The sequence below is a fragment of the Dietzia sp. NPDC055877 genome (assembly GCF_053615975.1).
On sequence record NZ_JBSHCV010000010.1, the window covers coordinates 36,257 to 52,042 of the forward strand.

At 66.7% G+C, this 15,786-nt stretch carries 15 protein-coding genes; 12 read left to right on the forward strand and 3 right to left on the reverse strand.

The window, feature by feature from the left end; all coding sequences use genetic code 11:
• Window positions 1–132 precede the first annotated feature (132 nt).
• The 5 genes from ACWGLC_RS11625 to ACWGLC_RS11645 all read left to right on the forward strand — a co-directional run bounded on the left by ACWGLC_RS11625 (window position 133) and on the right by ACWGLC_RS11645 (window position 4,666).
• On the forward strand, window positions 133–918 hold the full coding sequence (locus tag ACWGLC_RS11625) for an IclR family transcriptional regulator (protein WP_452100057.1): 786 nt from the start codon (window positions 133–135) through the stop codon (window positions 916–918).
• A gap of 90 nt (window positions 919–1,008) precedes the next feature.
• Window positions 1,009–2,154 (forward strand): Rieske 2Fe-2S domain-containing protein, encoded by a 1,146-nt coding sequence (locus ACWGLC_RS11630; RefSeq protein WP_452100058.1) that lies wholly within the window; start codon window positions 1,009–1,011, stop codon window positions 2,152–2,154.
• A complete protein-coding gene (locus ACWGLC_RS11635; protein WP_452100059.1) occupies window positions 2,154–2,387 on the forward strand; it encodes a hypothetical protein in 234 nt (77 codons plus the stop codon). Before ACWGLC_RS11630 ends, ACWGLC_RS11635 begins: the two co-directional genes overlap by 1 nt.
• Before the next feature lie 274 nt (window positions 2,388–2,661).
• Complete coding sequence (locus tag ACWGLC_RS11640; protein WP_452100118.1) at window positions 2,662–3,033, forward strand: SgcJ/EcaC family oxidoreductase; 372 nt, start codon at window positions 2,662–2,664, stop codon at window positions 3,031–3,033.
• 88 nt (window positions 3,034–3,121) lie between these two features.
• Window positions 3,122–4,666: an FAD-binding protein gene (locus ACWGLC_RS11645; RefSeq protein WP_452100060.1), complete on the forward strand. Its 1,545-nt coding sequence runs from the start codon at window positions 3,122–3,124 to the stop codon at window positions 4,664–4,666.
• 2 nt (window positions 4,667–4,668) lie between these two features.
• Here ACWGLC_RS11645 and ACWGLC_RS11650 read toward each other — a convergent pair whose 3' ends face one another.
• Genes ACWGLC_RS11650 through ACWGLC_RS11660 form a run of 3 tightly spaced genes read right to left on the reverse strand, consistent with a single transcriptional unit; the run spans window position 4,669 to window position 8,171 of the window.
• A complete protein-coding gene (locus tag ACWGLC_RS11650) occupies window positions 4,669–5,622 on the reverse strand; it encodes an alpha/beta hydrolase (RefSeq protein WP_452100061.1) in 954 nt (317 codons plus the stop codon).
• Window positions 5,623–5,673: 51 nt separating this feature from the next.
• On the reverse strand, window positions 5,674–6,504 hold the full coding sequence (locus tag ACWGLC_RS11655; RefSeq protein WP_452100062.1) for an SDR family oxidoreductase: 831 nt from the start codon (window positions 6,502–6,504) through the stop codon (window positions 5,674–5,676).
• Window positions 6,501–8,171, reverse strand: a complete 1,671-nt coding sequence (locus tag ACWGLC_RS11660) for a flavin-containing monooxygenase (protein ID WP_452100063.1) — start codon at window positions 8,169–8,171, stop codon at window positions 6,501–6,503. Before ACWGLC_RS11660 ends, ACWGLC_RS11655 begins: the two co-directional genes overlap by 4 nt.
• A gap of 196 nt (window positions 8,172–8,367) precedes the next feature.
• Here ACWGLC_RS11660 and ACWGLC_RS11665 point away from each other — a divergent pair, with 196 nt between their 5' ends.
• The 7 genes from ACWGLC_RS11665 (at window position 8,368) to ACWGLC_RS11695 (ending at window position 15,777) form a co-directional block, all read left to right on the forward strand.
• Complete coding sequence (locus ACWGLC_RS11665; protein ID WP_452100064.1) at window positions 8,368–9,255, forward strand: mycofactocin-coupled SDR family oxidoreductase; 888 nt, start codon at window positions 8,368–8,370, stop codon at window positions 9,253–9,255.
• Window positions 9,256–9,364: 109 nt separating this feature from the next.
• Window positions 9,365–10,600, forward strand: coding sequence for an ABC transporter substrate-binding protein (locus tag ACWGLC_RS11670; RefSeq protein ID WP_452100065.1), 1,236 nt, complete (start codon window positions 9,365–9,367; stop codon window positions 10,598–10,600).
• Window positions 10,597–11,463 (forward strand): branched-chain amino acid ABC transporter permease, encoded by an 867-nt coding sequence (locus tag ACWGLC_RS11675; protein ID WP_452100066.1) that lies wholly within the window; start codon window positions 10,597–10,599, stop codon window positions 11,461–11,463. The genes ACWGLC_RS11670 and ACWGLC_RS11675 overlap by 4 nt, the downstream gene beginning before the upstream one ends.
• Window positions 11,464–11,473: 10 nt before the next feature.
• Window positions 11,474–13,270 (forward strand): branched-chain amino acid ABC transporter ATP-binding protein/permease, encoded by a 1,797-nt coding sequence (locus ACWGLC_RS11680; RefSeq protein WP_452100119.1) that lies wholly within the window; start codon window positions 11,474–11,476, stop codon window positions 13,268–13,270.
• Complete coding sequence (locus ACWGLC_RS11685) at window positions 13,267–13,998, forward strand: ABC transporter ATP-binding protein (RefSeq protein ID WP_295648783.1); 732 nt, start codon at window positions 13,267–13,269, stop codon at window positions 13,996–13,998. Before ACWGLC_RS11680 ends, ACWGLC_RS11685 begins: the two co-directional genes overlap by 4 nt.
• Entirely contained in the window at window positions 13,995–14,510 is a 516-nt protein-coding gene (locus ACWGLC_RS11690) for a nuclear transport factor 2 family protein (protein ID WP_452100067.1), read from the forward strand. Before ACWGLC_RS11685 ends, ACWGLC_RS11690 begins: the two co-directional genes overlap by 4 nt.
• Window positions 14,511–14,532: 22 nt before the next feature.
• The gene (locus ACWGLC_RS11695; protein WP_452100068.1) at window positions 14,533–15,777 is read left to right on the forward strand and encodes an ABC transporter substrate-binding protein; all 1,245 of its coding nucleotides are present in this window, start codon (window positions 14,533–14,535) and stop codon (window positions 15,775–15,777) included.
• The last annotated feature ends 9 nt before the right edge of the window (window positions 15,778–15,786 follow it).

Genomic DNA, 15,786 nt, shown 5'->3' on the forward strand with positions numbered 1-15,786 from the left:
CTCCCAGGTTTTTCCGCTCAACGGAAACCCCCACCTCCCCACCTCCCACTCACCGGACTACAGTGACCCTCATCACAGCGCGACGTCCCCCACTTCGCGCGACGTGAACGGAGAGACACAGTGACAACCGCCATGACCCGGCCAGACTCCCTCACCGGCATCCTCGACAGAGTGGACACGATCCTCGACGCCATCGCGACCGAGGGATCCATGACCCTCACCGAGATCTCCAAGGCCACCGCACTGCCCCGCACCACCGTCCACCGGCTCCTCGAGCAGATGGTGGCCCGGCGGTGGGTCCTGCGGATCCGCAACGAGTACGAGATCGGCGTCCGTCCCTTCCACCTGGGCACCCTCGCCCGGCAGGGCCACTGGTACTTCCGCCTGGCCCGCCCCCACCTCGAGGCCATGCACGAACGCACCCGCCTGGTGGTGCACCTCGGTTACCTCGACGGCACCGACGTGGTGTGGTGGGACAAGGTCGGCGACACGCGACTCAGCGTCGTCCCCACGTACGTCGGCGGCCGGCATCCCGCGTTCAGGACCGCGGCCGGCAAGGCGCTCCTGGCGTCCGAGGGACCCGACTATCTCGACGAGCATTTCGCCCCGCGGCTCGAGCTCACCACACCGGAGAGCCTCCACACCCGCGAGGAACTCCGAACCGAGATCGGCGTGGTGCAGGAAGACGGTCTGGCCTATTCGCGCGGTGAGCTCCTCCCCCACCTCGCCTGCGTGGCGACGCCCGTCACCGTGCGACCCGTCGCGACGAGCGACGGACACCAGACCAACACCGCGGTCTCGGTATGCGGGCCGCTCGACCGGATCGAGTCCGACAAGACGCTCACCCAGGCGCTCCGGACGTGCGCGATGGGCATCCTCGCCGACATCTCTCGATCGCCTCAGGCACCCAAGGATTAGCCGCTTTCCGACCACCGGAAATCGTCACCACGTGACGCAGATCACGCTCCTACCGTGTGGCCCACGGTCACAGAACGAAGGGAGCCCCTGATGACCCAGACCCCTGTTTCCCCGAACTCCGATACCGCGATCCGCGAGATCGAGAGCGCCGGCAACCCCACCCGCTTCGCCCGTGGTTGGCACTGCCTCGGCCTGATCGACCAGTTCCGCGACGGCAAGCCCCACCAGGTCAAGGTGTTCGGCACCAGCCTCGTCGTCTTTGACACCTCCGACGGGCTCAAGATCCTCGACGGCTACTGCCGACACATGGGCGGCAACCTCGCCAAGGGCACCATCAAGGACGACGCGATCGCCTGCCCGTTCCACGACTGGCGTTGGGGCGGCAACGGCAAGTGCACCGCGATCCCCTACGCCAAGCGCGTGCCGGTGGCGGCCAAGACGCGCGCCTGGCCGTCCATGGAGCGCAACGGGCAACTGTTCGTCTGGCACGACCCGCAGAAGTCGCAGCCCACCGAGGACGTCACCATCCCCTACATCGAGGGCTGGGACGAGGGCGAGTGGAGCGACTGGTCCTGGCAGACCTTCCTCGTCGAGGGCGCGCACTGCCGCGAGATGATCGACAACCTCGTGGACATGGCGCACTTCTTCTACGTGCACCTGGTGTCCCCCAAGTACTTCCGCAACATCTTCGAGGGCCACATCGCCACCCAGATCATGCACAGCCAGACCCGGCCCGACATCGACCCGGATCAGTCCTACGGCGACTCGGACACCTATCTCAGGTCCGAGGCCAGCTACTACGGGCCGTCGTACATGATCAACCCGCAGCAGCTCACCCTCGGCGGCAAGGACGTCGAGGCGGTGCTGATCAACAGCCACTACCCGATCACCGAGGACTCCTTCCTCATCAACTTCGGGATCGCCACCAAACACCGCCCCGGTGTCGACCCCGTCGAGGCCAAGGCCGCCGCCGACGCCATGACCACCGGGCTCGCCTACGGGTTCGGTCAGGACGTGGAGATCTGGCGCGACAAGGCGCGGATCGACAACCCGCTGCTCACCGAGCAGGACGGCCCCGTCTACCAACTGCGCAGGTGGTACGAGCAGTTCTACGTGGACGTGGAGGACATCCAGCCCGACATGGTCGAGCGCGTCGAGGTGGAGATCGACACCGACCACGCCGTCGCGCACTGGGAGACCGAGATCGCGGCGAACCTCGCCGCGATGGGCCGCTGATGGCACGCGCCACGCCCTTCACGTGCCCCCGATGCTCCACGTGCGTCGAGGTCACCAAGTTCTCACGCGAACACACCCTCACCCGCTGGGTCGACGGGCACGCCAGATGCCCCGAGCTCGACGTCGAGCCGGAGCGATTCGGCACCGGGCGATGCGAGAGCCTCACCGCCGCGGTACGGGCCGCGTTCGATGACGGACTGATCGAAGCCGGCGAGAGGGCGGCCGGCACCTGAGCCGGCCGCGAAGAGGCGAGCGTCCCGCGCACAACACCGTGTGCGGGACGCTCGTGCGTGGTGCGTCGCCACCATGTTTTCCACTCTCCGGGAATCGACCTCCGTGACGTGCACCACGGTCGCTACATTCGGAACCCACGACGAACAGTCGGAAGTACTCAGACCACAGCAGCTCACGCAGCGCGACATAGGCGCCGGGGTCAAGGCGCCGAGATCCGCCGCAGGAGTCGGCCGGACCACCCCGATCGACGCCGCCCCTACCGAGAAGGAAGCCATGCCTGCAGCCGACATCAGGAACGTCATCGAACGCTATCTGGCGACTGTCGCCGACGGTTCGGCCGCCGAGGTGGCTGCGCTGTACGCCGAGGACGCGACCCTCGAAGATCCCGTCGGGTCGGACGTGCACCGGGGCCGAACCGCGATCGAGGAGTTCTACAAGGGTCTCGAAGACGCTCAGCTCACCACGACATTGCACGTGGCACGCGTGTGCGGACTGGAGGCGACGTTCCATTTCCGCGTGGTCACCGAAGCCGGAGACCAGACGTACGTCGTGGAACCCATCGACGTCATGACGTTCGACGACACCGGCCAGATCACGTCGATGCGCGCGTTCTGGGCGCCGGAAGACATGACCACCGGTTCCTGAACCAGAACAGCCTGAACTCCCGCAGATGACGAACGGTCATCCGCGGCCATCTACCCAGCGTCCGCTAAATCACGAGGAATGAGAATCGATGCCGGTCAATTGGATGGAAGAATACGACGTGGTGGTCGCCGGCTCCGGCGGCGGCGGAATGTCGGGAACCTACACGGCGGCCCGTGAAGGGCTTTCCGTGCTACTCCTCGAAGCCTCCGACAAGTTCGGCGGCACCACCGCCTACTCCGGCGGCGGCGGAATGTGGTTCCCGTGCAATCCAGTGCTCCAACGCGCCGGCACGGACGACACCATCGACGACGCCCTCACCTACTACAGGGCGGTCGTGGGAGACCGCACGCCGCAGGAACTCCAGGAGACCTACGTGAGGGGCGGCGCCCCACTCATCGAGTATCTCGAGAAGGACGACAATCTCGCGTTCGAGATGCTGCCGTGGCCCGACTACTTCGGTAAAGCCCCGGGAGCGCGGCTCGATGGACAGCGACACACCATGCCCTCTCCGCTCCCGGTTTCAGAAGCCCCGGAGCTGCGCGACATCGTGCGCGGACCGCTGGATGTGGACCGGCTCGGCGCGAGCACTCCCGACGACTTCTTCATCGGCGGCCGCGCTCTCGTGGCGCGTTTCCTCAAAGCCATCTCCGCTTACCCGGACGCGACCCTCCGCCTGAACAGCACGCTCGTCGAGCTGGTCACCGAGGACGGCAGAGTCACCGGCGCTATCGTCGAACGCGGCGGCGAGACCGTGGCCATCCGCGCCCGCAAGGGAGTCCTGCTCGCGGCGGGCGGCTTCGAGGGCAACGAGGAGATGCGCGCGCGTCACGGCGTCCCCGGCCTCGCGCGCGACACGATGGGCCCGTGGAGCAACACCGGCAAGGCGCACCGGGCAGGAATCGCCGTTGGCGCGGACACCGACCTCATGGACCAGGCGTGGTGGTCTCCGGGGCTCACGCATCCCGACGGCCGGTCGGCGTTCGCGCTCTGGTTTACCGGTGGCATCTTCGTCAATCAGAACGGCGAGCGATTCGTCAACGAGTCGGCCCCGTATGACCGTCTCGGCCGGGCCGTCATCGATCAGCTCGACGACGGCGCCCTGTCACTGCCGTTCTGGATGATCTACGACGACACCGAGGGTGAGATCCCGCCGATCAAGGCGAGCAACGTCTCGTTCGACGAGACCGAGAAGTACCGCGCCGCCGGACTCTGGCACACCGCGGAGACCCTCGACGAACTCGCCACGAAGATCGGCGTGCCCGCTGACGCTCTGGTCGCCACGGTCGAGCGCTTCAACTCGATGGTCGACAGAGGCTCCGACGAGGATTTCGGCCGCGGCGACGAAGCCTACGACCGCGCGTTCTCGGGTGGCGAACTCCCCATGGCAGCCATCACGCGCGGCCCGTTCCATGCTGCGGCGTTCGGTATCTCCGACCTGGGCACCAAGGGCGGCCTGAGAACGGATTCGCGCGCTCGCGTGCTTGATTCCGCCGGCACGGCCATCCCGGGTCTCTACGCCGCAGGGAACACCATGGCCGCACCGAGCGGCACCACCTATCCCGGCGGCGGCAACCCGATCGGCACGTCGATGCTGTTCAGCCATCTGGCGGTTCGTGACATGGTCAACGAGTAGCGTCAGTACAGCAGCGCTCGCAGCTGCTCCCACATGTCCTCCTGGGCCTGCCGCGCCACGGACAACGCCGAGATGGTGGCGAAGCCGTGGAAGGTGCTCGGGTAACTGCGGTACCAGCACTGGACGCCGGCACGCTCGAGGGCGCCGGCGTACACCTCGGCGTCGTCGTGCAACGGGTCGCATTCCGCGCTGATCATCACCACCGGCGCCAGGCCGGCGAGGTCGGCGGTCACCGGCGAGAGATACGGGCTCGGCTCACCGGACGAGCCTGCCGGCAGGTACTGCTCCCAGTACCAGTCGGTGGCCGCGGCGGTGTTCGCGTAGCCCTCGCCGAACCGGCGGTACGAGTCGCCGCGGTGCTCGGGCACCGTCATCGGATATATCAGCAACTGGGCGCGCACGGCCGGTCCGCCGGTGTCTCGCGCCAGCACCGCCGCACACGCCGCGAGGTTGCCGCCTGCGCTGTCTCCCGCCAGCATCAACCTCGACGGATCGACGCCGAGCTCGTCGGCTCGGTCCGTCACCCACCGCGCCACAGTGTGGACGTCGTGGAGCGCCGCCGGGTAGCGGTGTTCCGGTGACAGTCGGTAGTGCACCGCCACCACGACCGCGCCGAGGCCCCGACACATACGTCGGCAGAAGTCGTCGTGACTGTCGAGGTCGCCAAAAACGAATCCGCCGCCGTGGGCGAACACCACGACCGGCACCGGTTCCGGCGAACCGGGAGCAGAGCCGACGGGTCGGTATACGCGCACGGGAATCTCGTGGTCGCCCGCGCCGTACTCGGCAGCGGGGACGACCGTGTTCTCCACCCCGCCCACCTCGACCGGCTCGGCCGGGCGCTTCTGTCGCGCCTTGAACGCGGCGCGCACGTCGACCGCATCCATCGTCTCGACCTGCGGATATCCCTCCTCGACCAGCGCGAGTAGTGCGGCCACCTCGGGGTCGGTGATCATGGGCTCGTTCCTCTCATCAGTCGGCACGGTGTGGTCGGCAGGGTGCAGCGTCTACGCCGTCGTGAGACCGGCGTCCACGACGATCTGCTGCCCGGTGATGAATCGCGATTCGGGCGCGGACAGGAACAGCACAACTTCACTGACGTCCTCGGGCTCCACCCACGGCACCGGCAGCAGGTTGCGGGCGGCGAGCGCCTCGGCGGCGTCCTCGCGCGTCGGGTTCTCGAGGTCCGGCCGGAGGCGCCGATAGATCTGCTCGTTGAGGATCATCGGCGTGGCCACCGACCCCGGGTGCACCGTGTTGACGCGGATCGACCGCGGCGCCAGTTCTATCGCCAGCGTTCGGGCCAAGCCCACCAGCGCATGTTTAGCCGCGACGTATTGCCCGGCTCCGCGGATGCCCTTGAGCCCCGCGGTCGAGCTCACCAGCACGAGAGACGCGCCGTCGGCGAGGTGCGGCTCGGTGGCGCGAATCGAGTTCCACGCTCCGGTGAGGTTGACGTCCAATGAGCGGTTCCATACGTCGTCGTCGATCTCCCAGGCCGGCCCGGGGACGTCGTACACACCGGCGTTGGCGACGACCGCGTCCACACGGGGCGCCCGTCCCGGGGCGCCGCCGAGCTCGGCCAGCCCGTCTGTGACGGCAGCGCCCAGCTCGCTGACGTCGCGGATGTCGGCGGTCCGCCACGCCGCGCGCCCGCCGTCGGCGACGATCCCGTCGACGATCTCGGCGAGCCGCGCGGTGGTGGCCGCGGAGTCCAGGTCCAACGCCAGGATCCCGGCGCCTTCCCCGGCGAGCCGCCGGCAATGGGCCTCACCCATGCCTCCGGCAGCCCCGGTGACGACGACGACGAGGTCCTCCATCCGCCCCTGTGTACTCATCGCAGCGCGAACCCTTCGTAGCCGGCATCGGTGAGTTCCTGCACGACCTTGCGGTAGTTGCCGAATCCGCCCGGGTACAGCATGAACACTCTCGGTTTCCCGGGGATGTTGGCGCCGAGATACCAGGAGTCGGCGCGGGGGAAGAGAGTCTGGTCGGCCAGGCGGGCGCATTCCGCCATCCATTCGTCCTGCGCGTTCTCGTCGGGTTCGATCGCGCGCCGGCCGTCCGACCTCAACTGCCCGATGGTGTCGGCGATCCAGTCCACATGATGCTCGGAGGCGAGCACCATGTTGGCCAGCACACCCGGGCTGCCGGGTCCGTTGACCAGGAACAAGTTCGGGAAGCCTGCCACCATGAGCCCGAGGTAGCTGCGCACGCCGTCCGACCACGCGTCGGAGAGGCTGCGATGGTCGCGACCGCGGATGTCGATCGCGTCCATCGCGCCGGTCACCGCGTCGAAGCCGGTGGCGAAGATCAGGACGTCGAGCTCGTGCAGCCGCGCCGCCTCGTCGCCTTCCCCGACCGTCACCGGCCCGTCGGCGGTGATCCGATCGATCGGCGTGCGGCGCAGGTTGACCAGCTCCACGTGGTCGAGGTTGTAGGTCTGGAAGTAGCCCGAGTCGGTGACGATCCGCTTGGTGCCGATCGGGTGGTCCGTGGGGATGAGGTGGTCGGCCACCGATTGGTCGTCGATCACCGAGCGGATCTTGCGCTCGGCGAACTCCCTGGCCAGCTGGTTGGCTTGCTCGTCGCGCATCTGGTCGGGGAACGCCTTGGAGAACAAGACGCCACCGAGGTTCCAATAGTGCTCGTACACTCGTTCGCGCTCTGCGGCATCCACCTCGAGGGTGTTCTTCTCGTGCGGGATGAACGGGGAGCCACCACCGGAGAGCCGCGACTTCCGCCGACGCTCGTCATACGTGGCCTTCTGCTCGCGGCGCTCGACGTCGTCGATCGGCCGGTTGGCGGCGGGGATCGAATAGTTGGGCGTCCGCTGGAAAACCGTCACCGACGCGGCCTCTCGCGCGACCTCCGGAACCAGCTGGATTCCCGACGAGCCGGTCCCGATCACGCCTACGCGGAGGCCGGTGAAGTCGACCTTCTCGTGCGGCCACTGCGCGGTGTGTAGGACTCGTCCGTCGAAGTCGCCCAGGCCAGGTATTTCGGGGAAGTTGGCCACGGAGAGCGAGCCGGTCGCGAACACACAGTGGCGGCAGGTGAGCGAGCGCCCCTCGACAGAGCCGTCGGTCGTGGCGGTCTCAACCGTGACGTTCCACAGGTCGGTGGCCTCGTCGAAGTGCGCCGCGGTGACGCGGGTGCCGAACTCAAAGCTCCGACGTAGGTCGAACCGGTCTGCCACGTGATTGAGGTATTCCAGGATCTCTGGCTGCGTGGCGTAGCGCTCCGACCAGTCCCACTCCTGTTGTAGCCCGTCGGAGAACGAGTACGAGTAGTCCACGCTCTCCACGTCGCACCGCGCGCCCGGGTAGCGGTTGTGGTACCACGTCCCGCCCACGCCGTCGGCGGCTTCGAAGCCCTGCACCGTCAGGCCGTCGGCGCGGAACCGGTGGACGGCGTACAGGCCGGCTATCCCGGCCCCGATCACCACTACGTCCACGTCGGCTGCGCCGCCCGTGCCTGACCTGAGATCAGGTCCGTCTTCCATATGAGATCCCCTTCCACGGGTCATGTCTGCCGCGTTTCGATCACTACTCCGCCGACGAATTGTGATCCACAGCATATGCCTGTTCGGCATACGCGCAAGCGCCCTTGCGCAATTTTCATATGCCGAGTAGGAATATGGCGTGAGTCACAGAGAGTGGCCGGGGGATCCGGCCACGGAGCATCGGGAGCCAGCAACCATGGGATCCACCGACCGGTCCACGAGCACGGACGAAGCCCATCGCACGGACGCCGATCATGGCGGTCGACTGACCGGAAAGGTCGTTCTGGTCACGGGCGCGGCACGGGGGATCGGGCGCGCCCAAGCCGTCCGATTCGCCCGCGAAGGCGCCGATGTCATCGCCATCGACCTGTGCGGCCCCGTCGACTCGGTCGTGACGCCGGCCGCCACCACGGCCGATCTCGAGGAGACAGCGGCGCAGGTCGAGGCCCTGGGCCGGACCGCCAGCACGCACATCGCTGACGTCCGGAACGTGGACGCCCTCCGCGCCGCCGCGGACGAGGGTGCGCGGCAGTTGGGCGGGATCGACGGAGTCTGTGCGACCGCCGGGATCACTTCTTCAGGTCCAGCACTAGAACTCTCGGACAGCGCCTGGCAGGACATGCTCGACATCAACCTCACGGGGGTCTGGAACACCATCAGGGCGACCGCCCCGCACCTCATCGAGCGGGGTGGGGGCTCGATCGTCCTGGTCAGCTCGATCGCCGGACTCAAGGGCCTGCGCAGCGTTGCGCACTATTCGGCCGCCAAACACGGGGTAGTGGGGCTCATGCGCACCCTTGCGCAAGAGCTGGCCCCGCACTCGATCCGCGTCAACACGGTCCACCCCACCAACGTGAACACGCCGATGATCCAGAACGAGCACGTCCGCAAGACCTTCGTGCCGCACGCGGAGACACCCACACAGGAGCAATTCGCCGACGCCGCGAGAAGCATGAACCTACTGGACATCCCGTGGGTCGAGCCAGAGGACGTCGCCAACGCGAGCCTGTTCCTCCTGTCGGACGAGGCCCGATACGTCACCGCGGTGGCGCTACCCGTCGATGCGGGAAGCGTCGAACGATGACCGCACCCGCGAAGCGTTAGTGAGAACCGGACCGGGCGCCTTAAGACACTGTGTTATACCTATTTGACATATGTTCCACATCACATAATGAAGGAAAGGGAAGACCCTCATGCCCCGTTCCGTGTCCAGACTCGTCGCCGGTGCTCTCACGCTGCCTCTCGTCCTCGCCGGCTGCGGAGGTCAGCAGCTGGGCGATGAGTCCTCGTCCGACGGTCCGTTCCGTGTCTTCTTCACCGCAGATATGACCGGTGCCACCTCCACCCTCAATCGCGCCCTGCTTTCGGGGATCAAAGTGGCGGTCGACGATGCCAACGCGAACGGGGGGATCGGCGGCCGAGAGGTCGTCCTGATCGAGAACAACGACCAGAACGACCCCACCAGCGCCGTCAGCGCACTCCAGGAGCAGATCAACTCCGGAAACAAGCCCGACCTCGTCTACCCGGGCGGATCGTCGGCCGTGTCTCTCTCACTGCTCCCCATCACCACCCGCGAGGAGATCCTGACGATCGGCGCGACCGTCGCGTCCCAGCTCAATGACCCCGAGTCATTCCCGTACCACTTCGGTACCGCCGAACTGACCAACGCCTACGTCCCGCCGTTCGGGCAGATCGCCGAGTCGAACGGCTTCGAGAAGATCGCCATGATCTTCTCCAACAACCCGACCGGCCAGGCCGCAGAGGCCGCATACCGAGAGGACATCGAGGCCGCAGGCATGGAGTTCGTGTCCGTCGGTTACCAACCCGACGCACTGGACATGACCCCCCAGCTCGAGCAGCTGCGTTCCCAGAACCCGGACGCCTTGATCTTCGAGGGCTATGGCACCCCGGTCCAGTACCTGATGCGGTCCCGCTCCGGCATGCGCTGGGACATCCCTAGCTTCTCCACGCAAACCTCCTCCACATTCCCGTTCGTGGACAACTTCTCGGCGGAAGAGCTCGAGGAGGTACGTGTGATCCAGTCCAACTGGACTGTCAACGAGGGCGAGACCCCGCAGGAGATGGTCGAGTTCATCGAGAAGGTCAAGGCCACTCCCGAGGGCGACACCCTGCCTGAGACCGGCGTGCGACTGCCCGCCGTCTCCGCCGCGACCGTGCAGCTGACGGCTTGGGCGGTCGAGCAGAACGAGGGCGAGTCCGACACCGCCTCGATCATCGAGACGTTTTACAAGAGCCTTCCGGAAGAAGGCGGCGACGACACTCCGTGGGTCACCGATTCCAAGGGGCCCAACGCGTACCGGTACACGGAGGACAACCACTTCCCGTTCAGCCCGCCGGAGATCTTCCTCTACATCGAACCGGGCATGTACGACGATACCGGCATGTACGTCCCAGGTAAGCGGTCGTGACCACGATCTGGCAGGGGCTCGTCCTGGGAAGTCTCTACGCGCTGATCGCAACCGGCTACAACATCGTCCTGCTCTCCGCCGGGATGGTGAACTTCGCCTACGCCACCCTCCTCATGGCCGGCACCTATACCGCGTTCGTGGTGACCGTCGAGTGGAACTTGCCGTGGCCGCTAGGCGTACTCATCGGCGCGCTCCTGATCGCGGTGCTATCGCTGCTCATGGAGCGGGTGGCCCTGCGCAAACTCATCGCCGAACACCGTCATCTGACGGCCCTCATCGTGACTATTGGTGTCAGCCAGATCATCGAGGGCGTGGTCAAGGTGGCCTTCGGTGATCAGCCCCGGTCGGTGCCCACCGTGATCGACAGCGACACAGTTCGCCTGCTCGGCGGAATCGTTCGCCCGAGCGATCTGCTCCTCATCGCCCTGGTCATCATCGTCGTCGTCCTCCTTCACCTCACGATGACCCGCACGATGGTCGGGCTCGGCGCCCTCGCGTCAGCGGAGGACCCCGACGCCGCCGGAGCCAGGGGCATCAACGCCCGCGGCCTCGGAATGGGCGCGTTCGCGCTGTCCGGCGCCGTGGCCGGCGGCATGGCGTTGTTCGTGGCCGGCAACACCTACGCCGATGCCAATCTCGGTCATTCGTTGGCGGTACTGGGAATCGTCGCAGTGGTGATCGGAGGGGCCGGAAACCAGCTCGGTGGACTGATCGGCGGGTTCATCGCCGGTCTGCTCAGTGCGTTGGCGGGCCGCTATCTAGGTGCTGAGTATGCGCAAGTGGCGGTGTTCGTTCTGCTTCTGGTGATCTTGCTTGTCAAACCCGGCGGATTCTTCGGAGCCCCGGCACAGAGGACGGTCTGACGTGTCTAACATGCGAAAGTTCGCCCCGGCGGTCCCACTGTTGCTGGTGATCGTCCTGCTCGTCGGTCCCTCGTTCGGTCTGATCGGCGCGGTGGCCGCCCGCGACATCATGTTGGTCGCCACGCTGGCGCTGATGGTCTCCGGTCTCAATCTCGTCCTCGGTTACGCCGGTGAGTTGGCGGTGGGGCAGGTCGCGTTCTACGCCATCGGTGCCTATATCGCCGGGTTTGTCGGAATGTCGCTCGGGCAGTCCGATCTGCTGCTGGGACTGGTGGCGGTGGTCGTCGGTGCGGTGGTGGTGGGCCTGATCACCGGAGTGCCCAGCCTCCGGTTGTCAGGTTGGCCGCTGGCAATGGTCACGTTCTTTCTGGTGTTGATCGTGCCGAACCTCATCGAGATATTCCGGACCTGGACCGGCGGCGGGCAGGGCATGGCCGTGGACCGCGCCACCTTCTTCGGCTCCGAACTGGGCGCCTACGGCTACTACATCGTCGTGGTGGTGGTGACCGCCGCCTGGTTCCTACTGGTGCGAAATACCATCCTCTCGCCGCACGGCACCGGGTTCCTGGTGCTGCGGCAGAGCCCCGAGCTGGCCGGTGCCCTGGGCCTGTCGGTGTACCGCACCAAGCTCAAGGTGTACGTGCTCGGCACCATCGCCCCCGCACTCGGTGGAGCCCTGTTCGCATGGATGGACGGCTTCATCGCCCCAGACTCGTTCACCTTCGGGCTGGCGATCACACTGCTCGCGGCGTCCGTCCTCGGTGGCGGGACCTCGATCTACGGAGCGCTTCTCGGTGCGGCGGTCCTACACTTCACCGAGGACTCACTGACTGGATTCAACCAGTACCAACTGATCATCTTCGGTCTGCTGCTGATGGTGCTGGCGATCGCCCTGCCCGACGGCGTGGTCGGACTGTTGCGCCGATGGCTCTCCCGTCTCGTGCCTGCGCCCGGTCACACGGTGACGGACCACTCGCACGCCGACGAAGAACTGGATATGGGCGCCGTTCAGGGCGAGCCCGTGGTGGTAGAGGCCCTGGACAAATCGTTCGGCGGCAACCATGCCGTACGCGGAGTCAGTTTCACCGCTCGGCCGGGGCAGATCACCGCGCTGATCGGTACCAACGGTTCCGGCAAGACCACCGTACTCAACATGATCAACGGCTTCCTGCGCCCGGATTCGGGAACCGTCCGCCTCGGTGAGGGGACTCGGGCCCGGGCGCTGAACTCCATGAGTGTGGACGCCATCGCCCGGGCCGGGGTCACGCGCACGTTCCAGACGCCGATCATGCCTGAGGGCGTGACCACGGTCGATTTCGTGGCACTGGGCGGATATCTCACCGACCCGGCCTCGCTCGGACAGACCGTCCTGCGGCTGCCCGGGCACCGGCGGCGAGTCCGCGAGGCCACAGTCCGCGCGGAGCAACTGCTCGGCGCACTAGGTCTGGCCGGCGTCATGGACAAGGACGTCGACTCGCTCCCGCTGGGCAACCGCCGATTGGTGGAGGTCGCCCGCTCGCTCGCCGCATCCCCCTCGGTGCTCCTCCTTGACGAAGTCGGTTCCGGACTCGACGAGGGAGACCTCCGACGTCTCGAGGACCTGCTGCGCCGCATCCGTGACGCCGGCGTCACGGTGATCCTCGTCGAGCACAACTTTCCGCTGGTCATGCGCCTGGCGGACCACGTCCACGTACTTTCTCGCGGCGAGACGCTGGTAGAGGGCCCACCAGCCGAGATCCGGGACAACAACGATGTGGCCACCGAATACCTGGGCACCACGCCCGACAACACAGGAGGTGCCCGGTGACGACGCTTCACGTGCGCGGACTCGGCGGTGGGTACGGCGACCTGACCGTCCTCCACGACGTCGATCTGGAGGTCGAGGCCGGGGCTCTGCAGGTGGTCCTGGGCCGCAATGGTGCCGGCAAGACGTCACTGATGTCAGCCATCGCCGGATTACTGCCGAACGTCCGGACCGGCACGATCTCGATCGGCGAGCGCGATGTCACGGCCATGCCCGCCCACAAGCGGGCCGCGGCCGGTATCGGACTGGTACAGGAGGGCAAGCGGGTCTTCCGCAATCGCACAGTTGAGGAGAACCTGCTGCTGGGCACTTACTCCGCAAAGGGGTGGTCCATGCGATCCGCGGCTCGGAAACAGGCACTTGCCGCCGCGTTCGATCGATTCCCGGTGTTGCAAGAAAAGCGCTCCGACCGGGCAGGTGGACTTTCTGGTGGTCAGCAGCAGATGCTGGCCATCGCCCAGGCGCTCGCCGCCGACCCCTCAGTTCTCCTGTTGGACGAGCCGTCAGCCGGACTGGCACCCGCCATCCGTACGGAGGTCTTCGAGACGGCGCGCGGGCTCCGTGACGAGGGCCTGGCCGTCGTCGTGGTGGAACAGCTCGTCGACGTGGCCCTGGACGTGGCCGACTCGGTGGCCGTCCTGGATTCCGGGCGCATCGTCTCCAGCGGTCAGCCCGCGCAGTACCGCGACGGCCAACTCCTCCAGGAGATCTATCTGGGGAGCGGACGATGACCGGGCCGATCACGATGAGCAGCGGCGACCAGGCGCTCGCGATCGAAGAGATCAGACGTGTGTTCAGTGCCCGCCTGCGCGCCTTGGACGAGAAGCGCTGGGACGTCTATCCGACGCTGCACACCCACGACGTGATCAGCCAGACCTGGGGCGGCCTGCCCGCGGACAAGCAGCCCAAGTCCGACGGCCGGTCGAACCGCGTCGTGGAACCCGAGGCACTGACCGCAACGCTCCGCCGAATGCTCGGCGGGCCCACCCACGTGACCACCGTCCACCACGGACACAGTCCCGAGATCGTCCTGACCTCCGGCACCACCGCCACCGGTGTCTGGCCCATGGAGGACCGACTGTGGTGGGCGGGCCCCCGCGGCGAGGAATACCTCCACGGCTTCGGCCACTACCACGAGGAATACCGCTTGGTCGATGGGCGGTGGCTGATCAGCTACCGCAGACTCTCGCGCCTACGAGAGAGCCGCAGCCCCGGCTTCTTTGACTACCTCACACCCCTCTGACCGGAAATACAGAAAGGCCACCATGAAGACCAGAAGGTTCATGCCCCTCGTGGCCGGTATCGCGGCCACCGCCATGGCGCTTACCGGCTGCAGCGAGACCCGGCTCGGTGAGGAATCCGCCCCGTCGAACGACGGCCCGTACCGCATCTTCTTCACAGCGGACATGTCCGGCCCCACCTCCTCGGCGAGTCGCTCCGTTCTCGCGGGAGTCAAGGCCGCGACCGAGCAGGTCAACGAGGCCGGCGGCATCGGTGGACGGCAGGTCGAGCTGATCGAGAACAACGACCAGAACGACCCCACCATGGCGGTCAGTGCCCTCCAAGAGCAGATCAACTCGGGGAATCGACCGGACATGGTCTACCCGGGCGGTTCCTCGGCCGTCTCGCTCTCGCTGCTGCCCATCACCACGCGCGAGGAGATCTTCTCGGCCGGAGCAACACAGTCGGATCTACTCAACGACCCCGAGAAGTTCCCTTACCACTTCGGCACTACCGAGCCGATGGCGACGTACGTCGATGCGTTGGTCGCCGAGTTGCAGGACAAGGGCCATCAGAAGGTCGCGATGGCGTTCTCCAACGATCCCACCGGCCAGGCCTCGGAGTCCGTCTACCGGGAAGTGATCGAGACCGCCGGCCTCGAGTTCACGTCCGTGGGCTACCCCACCGACGCCCTCAACATGACGCCGCAACTCGAGCAGCTCCGCGCCACCGATCCGGATGCGCTGGTGTTCGAGGGCTACGGCACACCGGTGCAGTACGTCATCCAATCCCTCACCGGTATGCGCTGGGATGTCCCGGCGTACGGCACCGCCACGTCGTCGACGTTCCCCCTCGTCGACCACTTCTCACCAGAGCAACTCGCCAACATCCTGGCGGTCCAGGAGAACTGGGCGGTCGACGACGGCGATGTGGCCGACGAGATGCAGAACTTCGCCGAACTGGCGATCAATACTCCCGAGGGATCCGTGATCGCTGATACGGGAATCAGAACCCCGGCCGTGGCCGGCGCAACCGTGCAGCTCGCTCGCTGGGCCGCCGAGCAGACCGACGGAGACACGAGCGCGCAGGCTATGGCCGCCGCGCTCACCAGCGGGATCGCGGAAGACGGTGGCGACGCGACGCCCTGGGTCACCGACGCCAAGGGCCCTAACCCCTACCGGTACACCGCGACCAACCACTTCCCCACCGGTTCGCCGGACGTCCCGCTGTTCATCAGTCCCGGCACCTACAACGAGCGGGGTTTCTATGTCCCCGGAGATGTGGGCTGAGCCAGATGC

What these genes read in the sequence shown, in the direction of transcription:
- ACWGLC_RS11625 (WP_452100057.1), top strand. Translation starts at nt 133, where the DNA reads ATGACCCGGCCAGACTCCCTCACCGGCATCCTCGACAGAGTGGACACG.
- ACWGLC_RS11630 (WP_452100058.1), top strand. Translation starts at nt 1,009, where the DNA reads ATGACCCAGACCCCTGTTTCCCCGAACTCCGATACCGCGATCCGCGAG.
- ACWGLC_RS11635 (WP_452100059.1), top strand. Translation starts at nt 2,154, where the DNA reads ATGGCACGCGCCACGCCCTTCACGTGCCCCCGATGCTCCACGTGCGTC.
- ACWGLC_RS11640 (WP_452100118.1), top strand. Translation starts at nt 2,662, where the DNA reads ATGCCTGCAGCCGACATCAGGAACGTCATCGAACGCTATCTGGCGACT.
- ACWGLC_RS11645 (WP_452100060.1), top strand. Translation starts at nt 3,122, where the DNA reads ATGCCGGTCAATTGGATGGAAGAATACGACGTGGTGGTCGCCGGCTCC.
- ACWGLC_RS11650 (WP_452100061.1), bottom strand. Translation starts at nt 5,622, where the DNA reads ATGATCACCGACCCCGAGGTGGCCGCACTACTCGCGCTGGTCGAGGAG.
- ACWGLC_RS11655 (WP_452100062.1), bottom strand. Translation starts at nt 6,504, where the DNA reads ATGAGTACACAGGGGCGGATGGAGGACCTCGTCGTCGTCGTCACCGGG.
- ACWGLC_RS11660 (WP_452100063.1), bottom strand. Translation starts at nt 8,171, where the DNA reads ATGGAAGACGGACCTGATCTCAGGTCAGGCACGGGCGGCGCAGCCGAC.
- ACWGLC_RS11665 (WP_452100064.1), top strand. Translation starts at nt 8,368, where the DNA reads ATGGGATCCACCGACCGGTCCACGAGCACGGACGAAGCCCATCGCACG.
- ACWGLC_RS11670 (WP_452100065.1), top strand. Translation starts at nt 9,365, where the DNA reads ATGCCCCGTTCCGTGTCCAGACTCGTCGCCGGTGCTCTCACGCTGCCT.
- ACWGLC_RS11680 (WP_452100119.1), top strand. Translation starts at nt 11,474, where the DNA reads ATGCGAAAGTTCGCCCCGGCGGTCCCACTGTTGCTGGTGATCGTCCTG.
- ACWGLC_RS11690 (WP_452100067.1), top strand. Translation starts at nt 13,995, where the DNA reads ATGACCGGGCCGATCACGATGAGCAGCGGCGACCAGGCGCTCGCGATC.
- ACWGLC_RS11695 (WP_452100068.1), top strand. Translation starts at nt 14,533, where the DNA reads ATGAAGACCAGAAGGTTCATGCCCCTCGTGGCCGGTATCGCGGCCACC.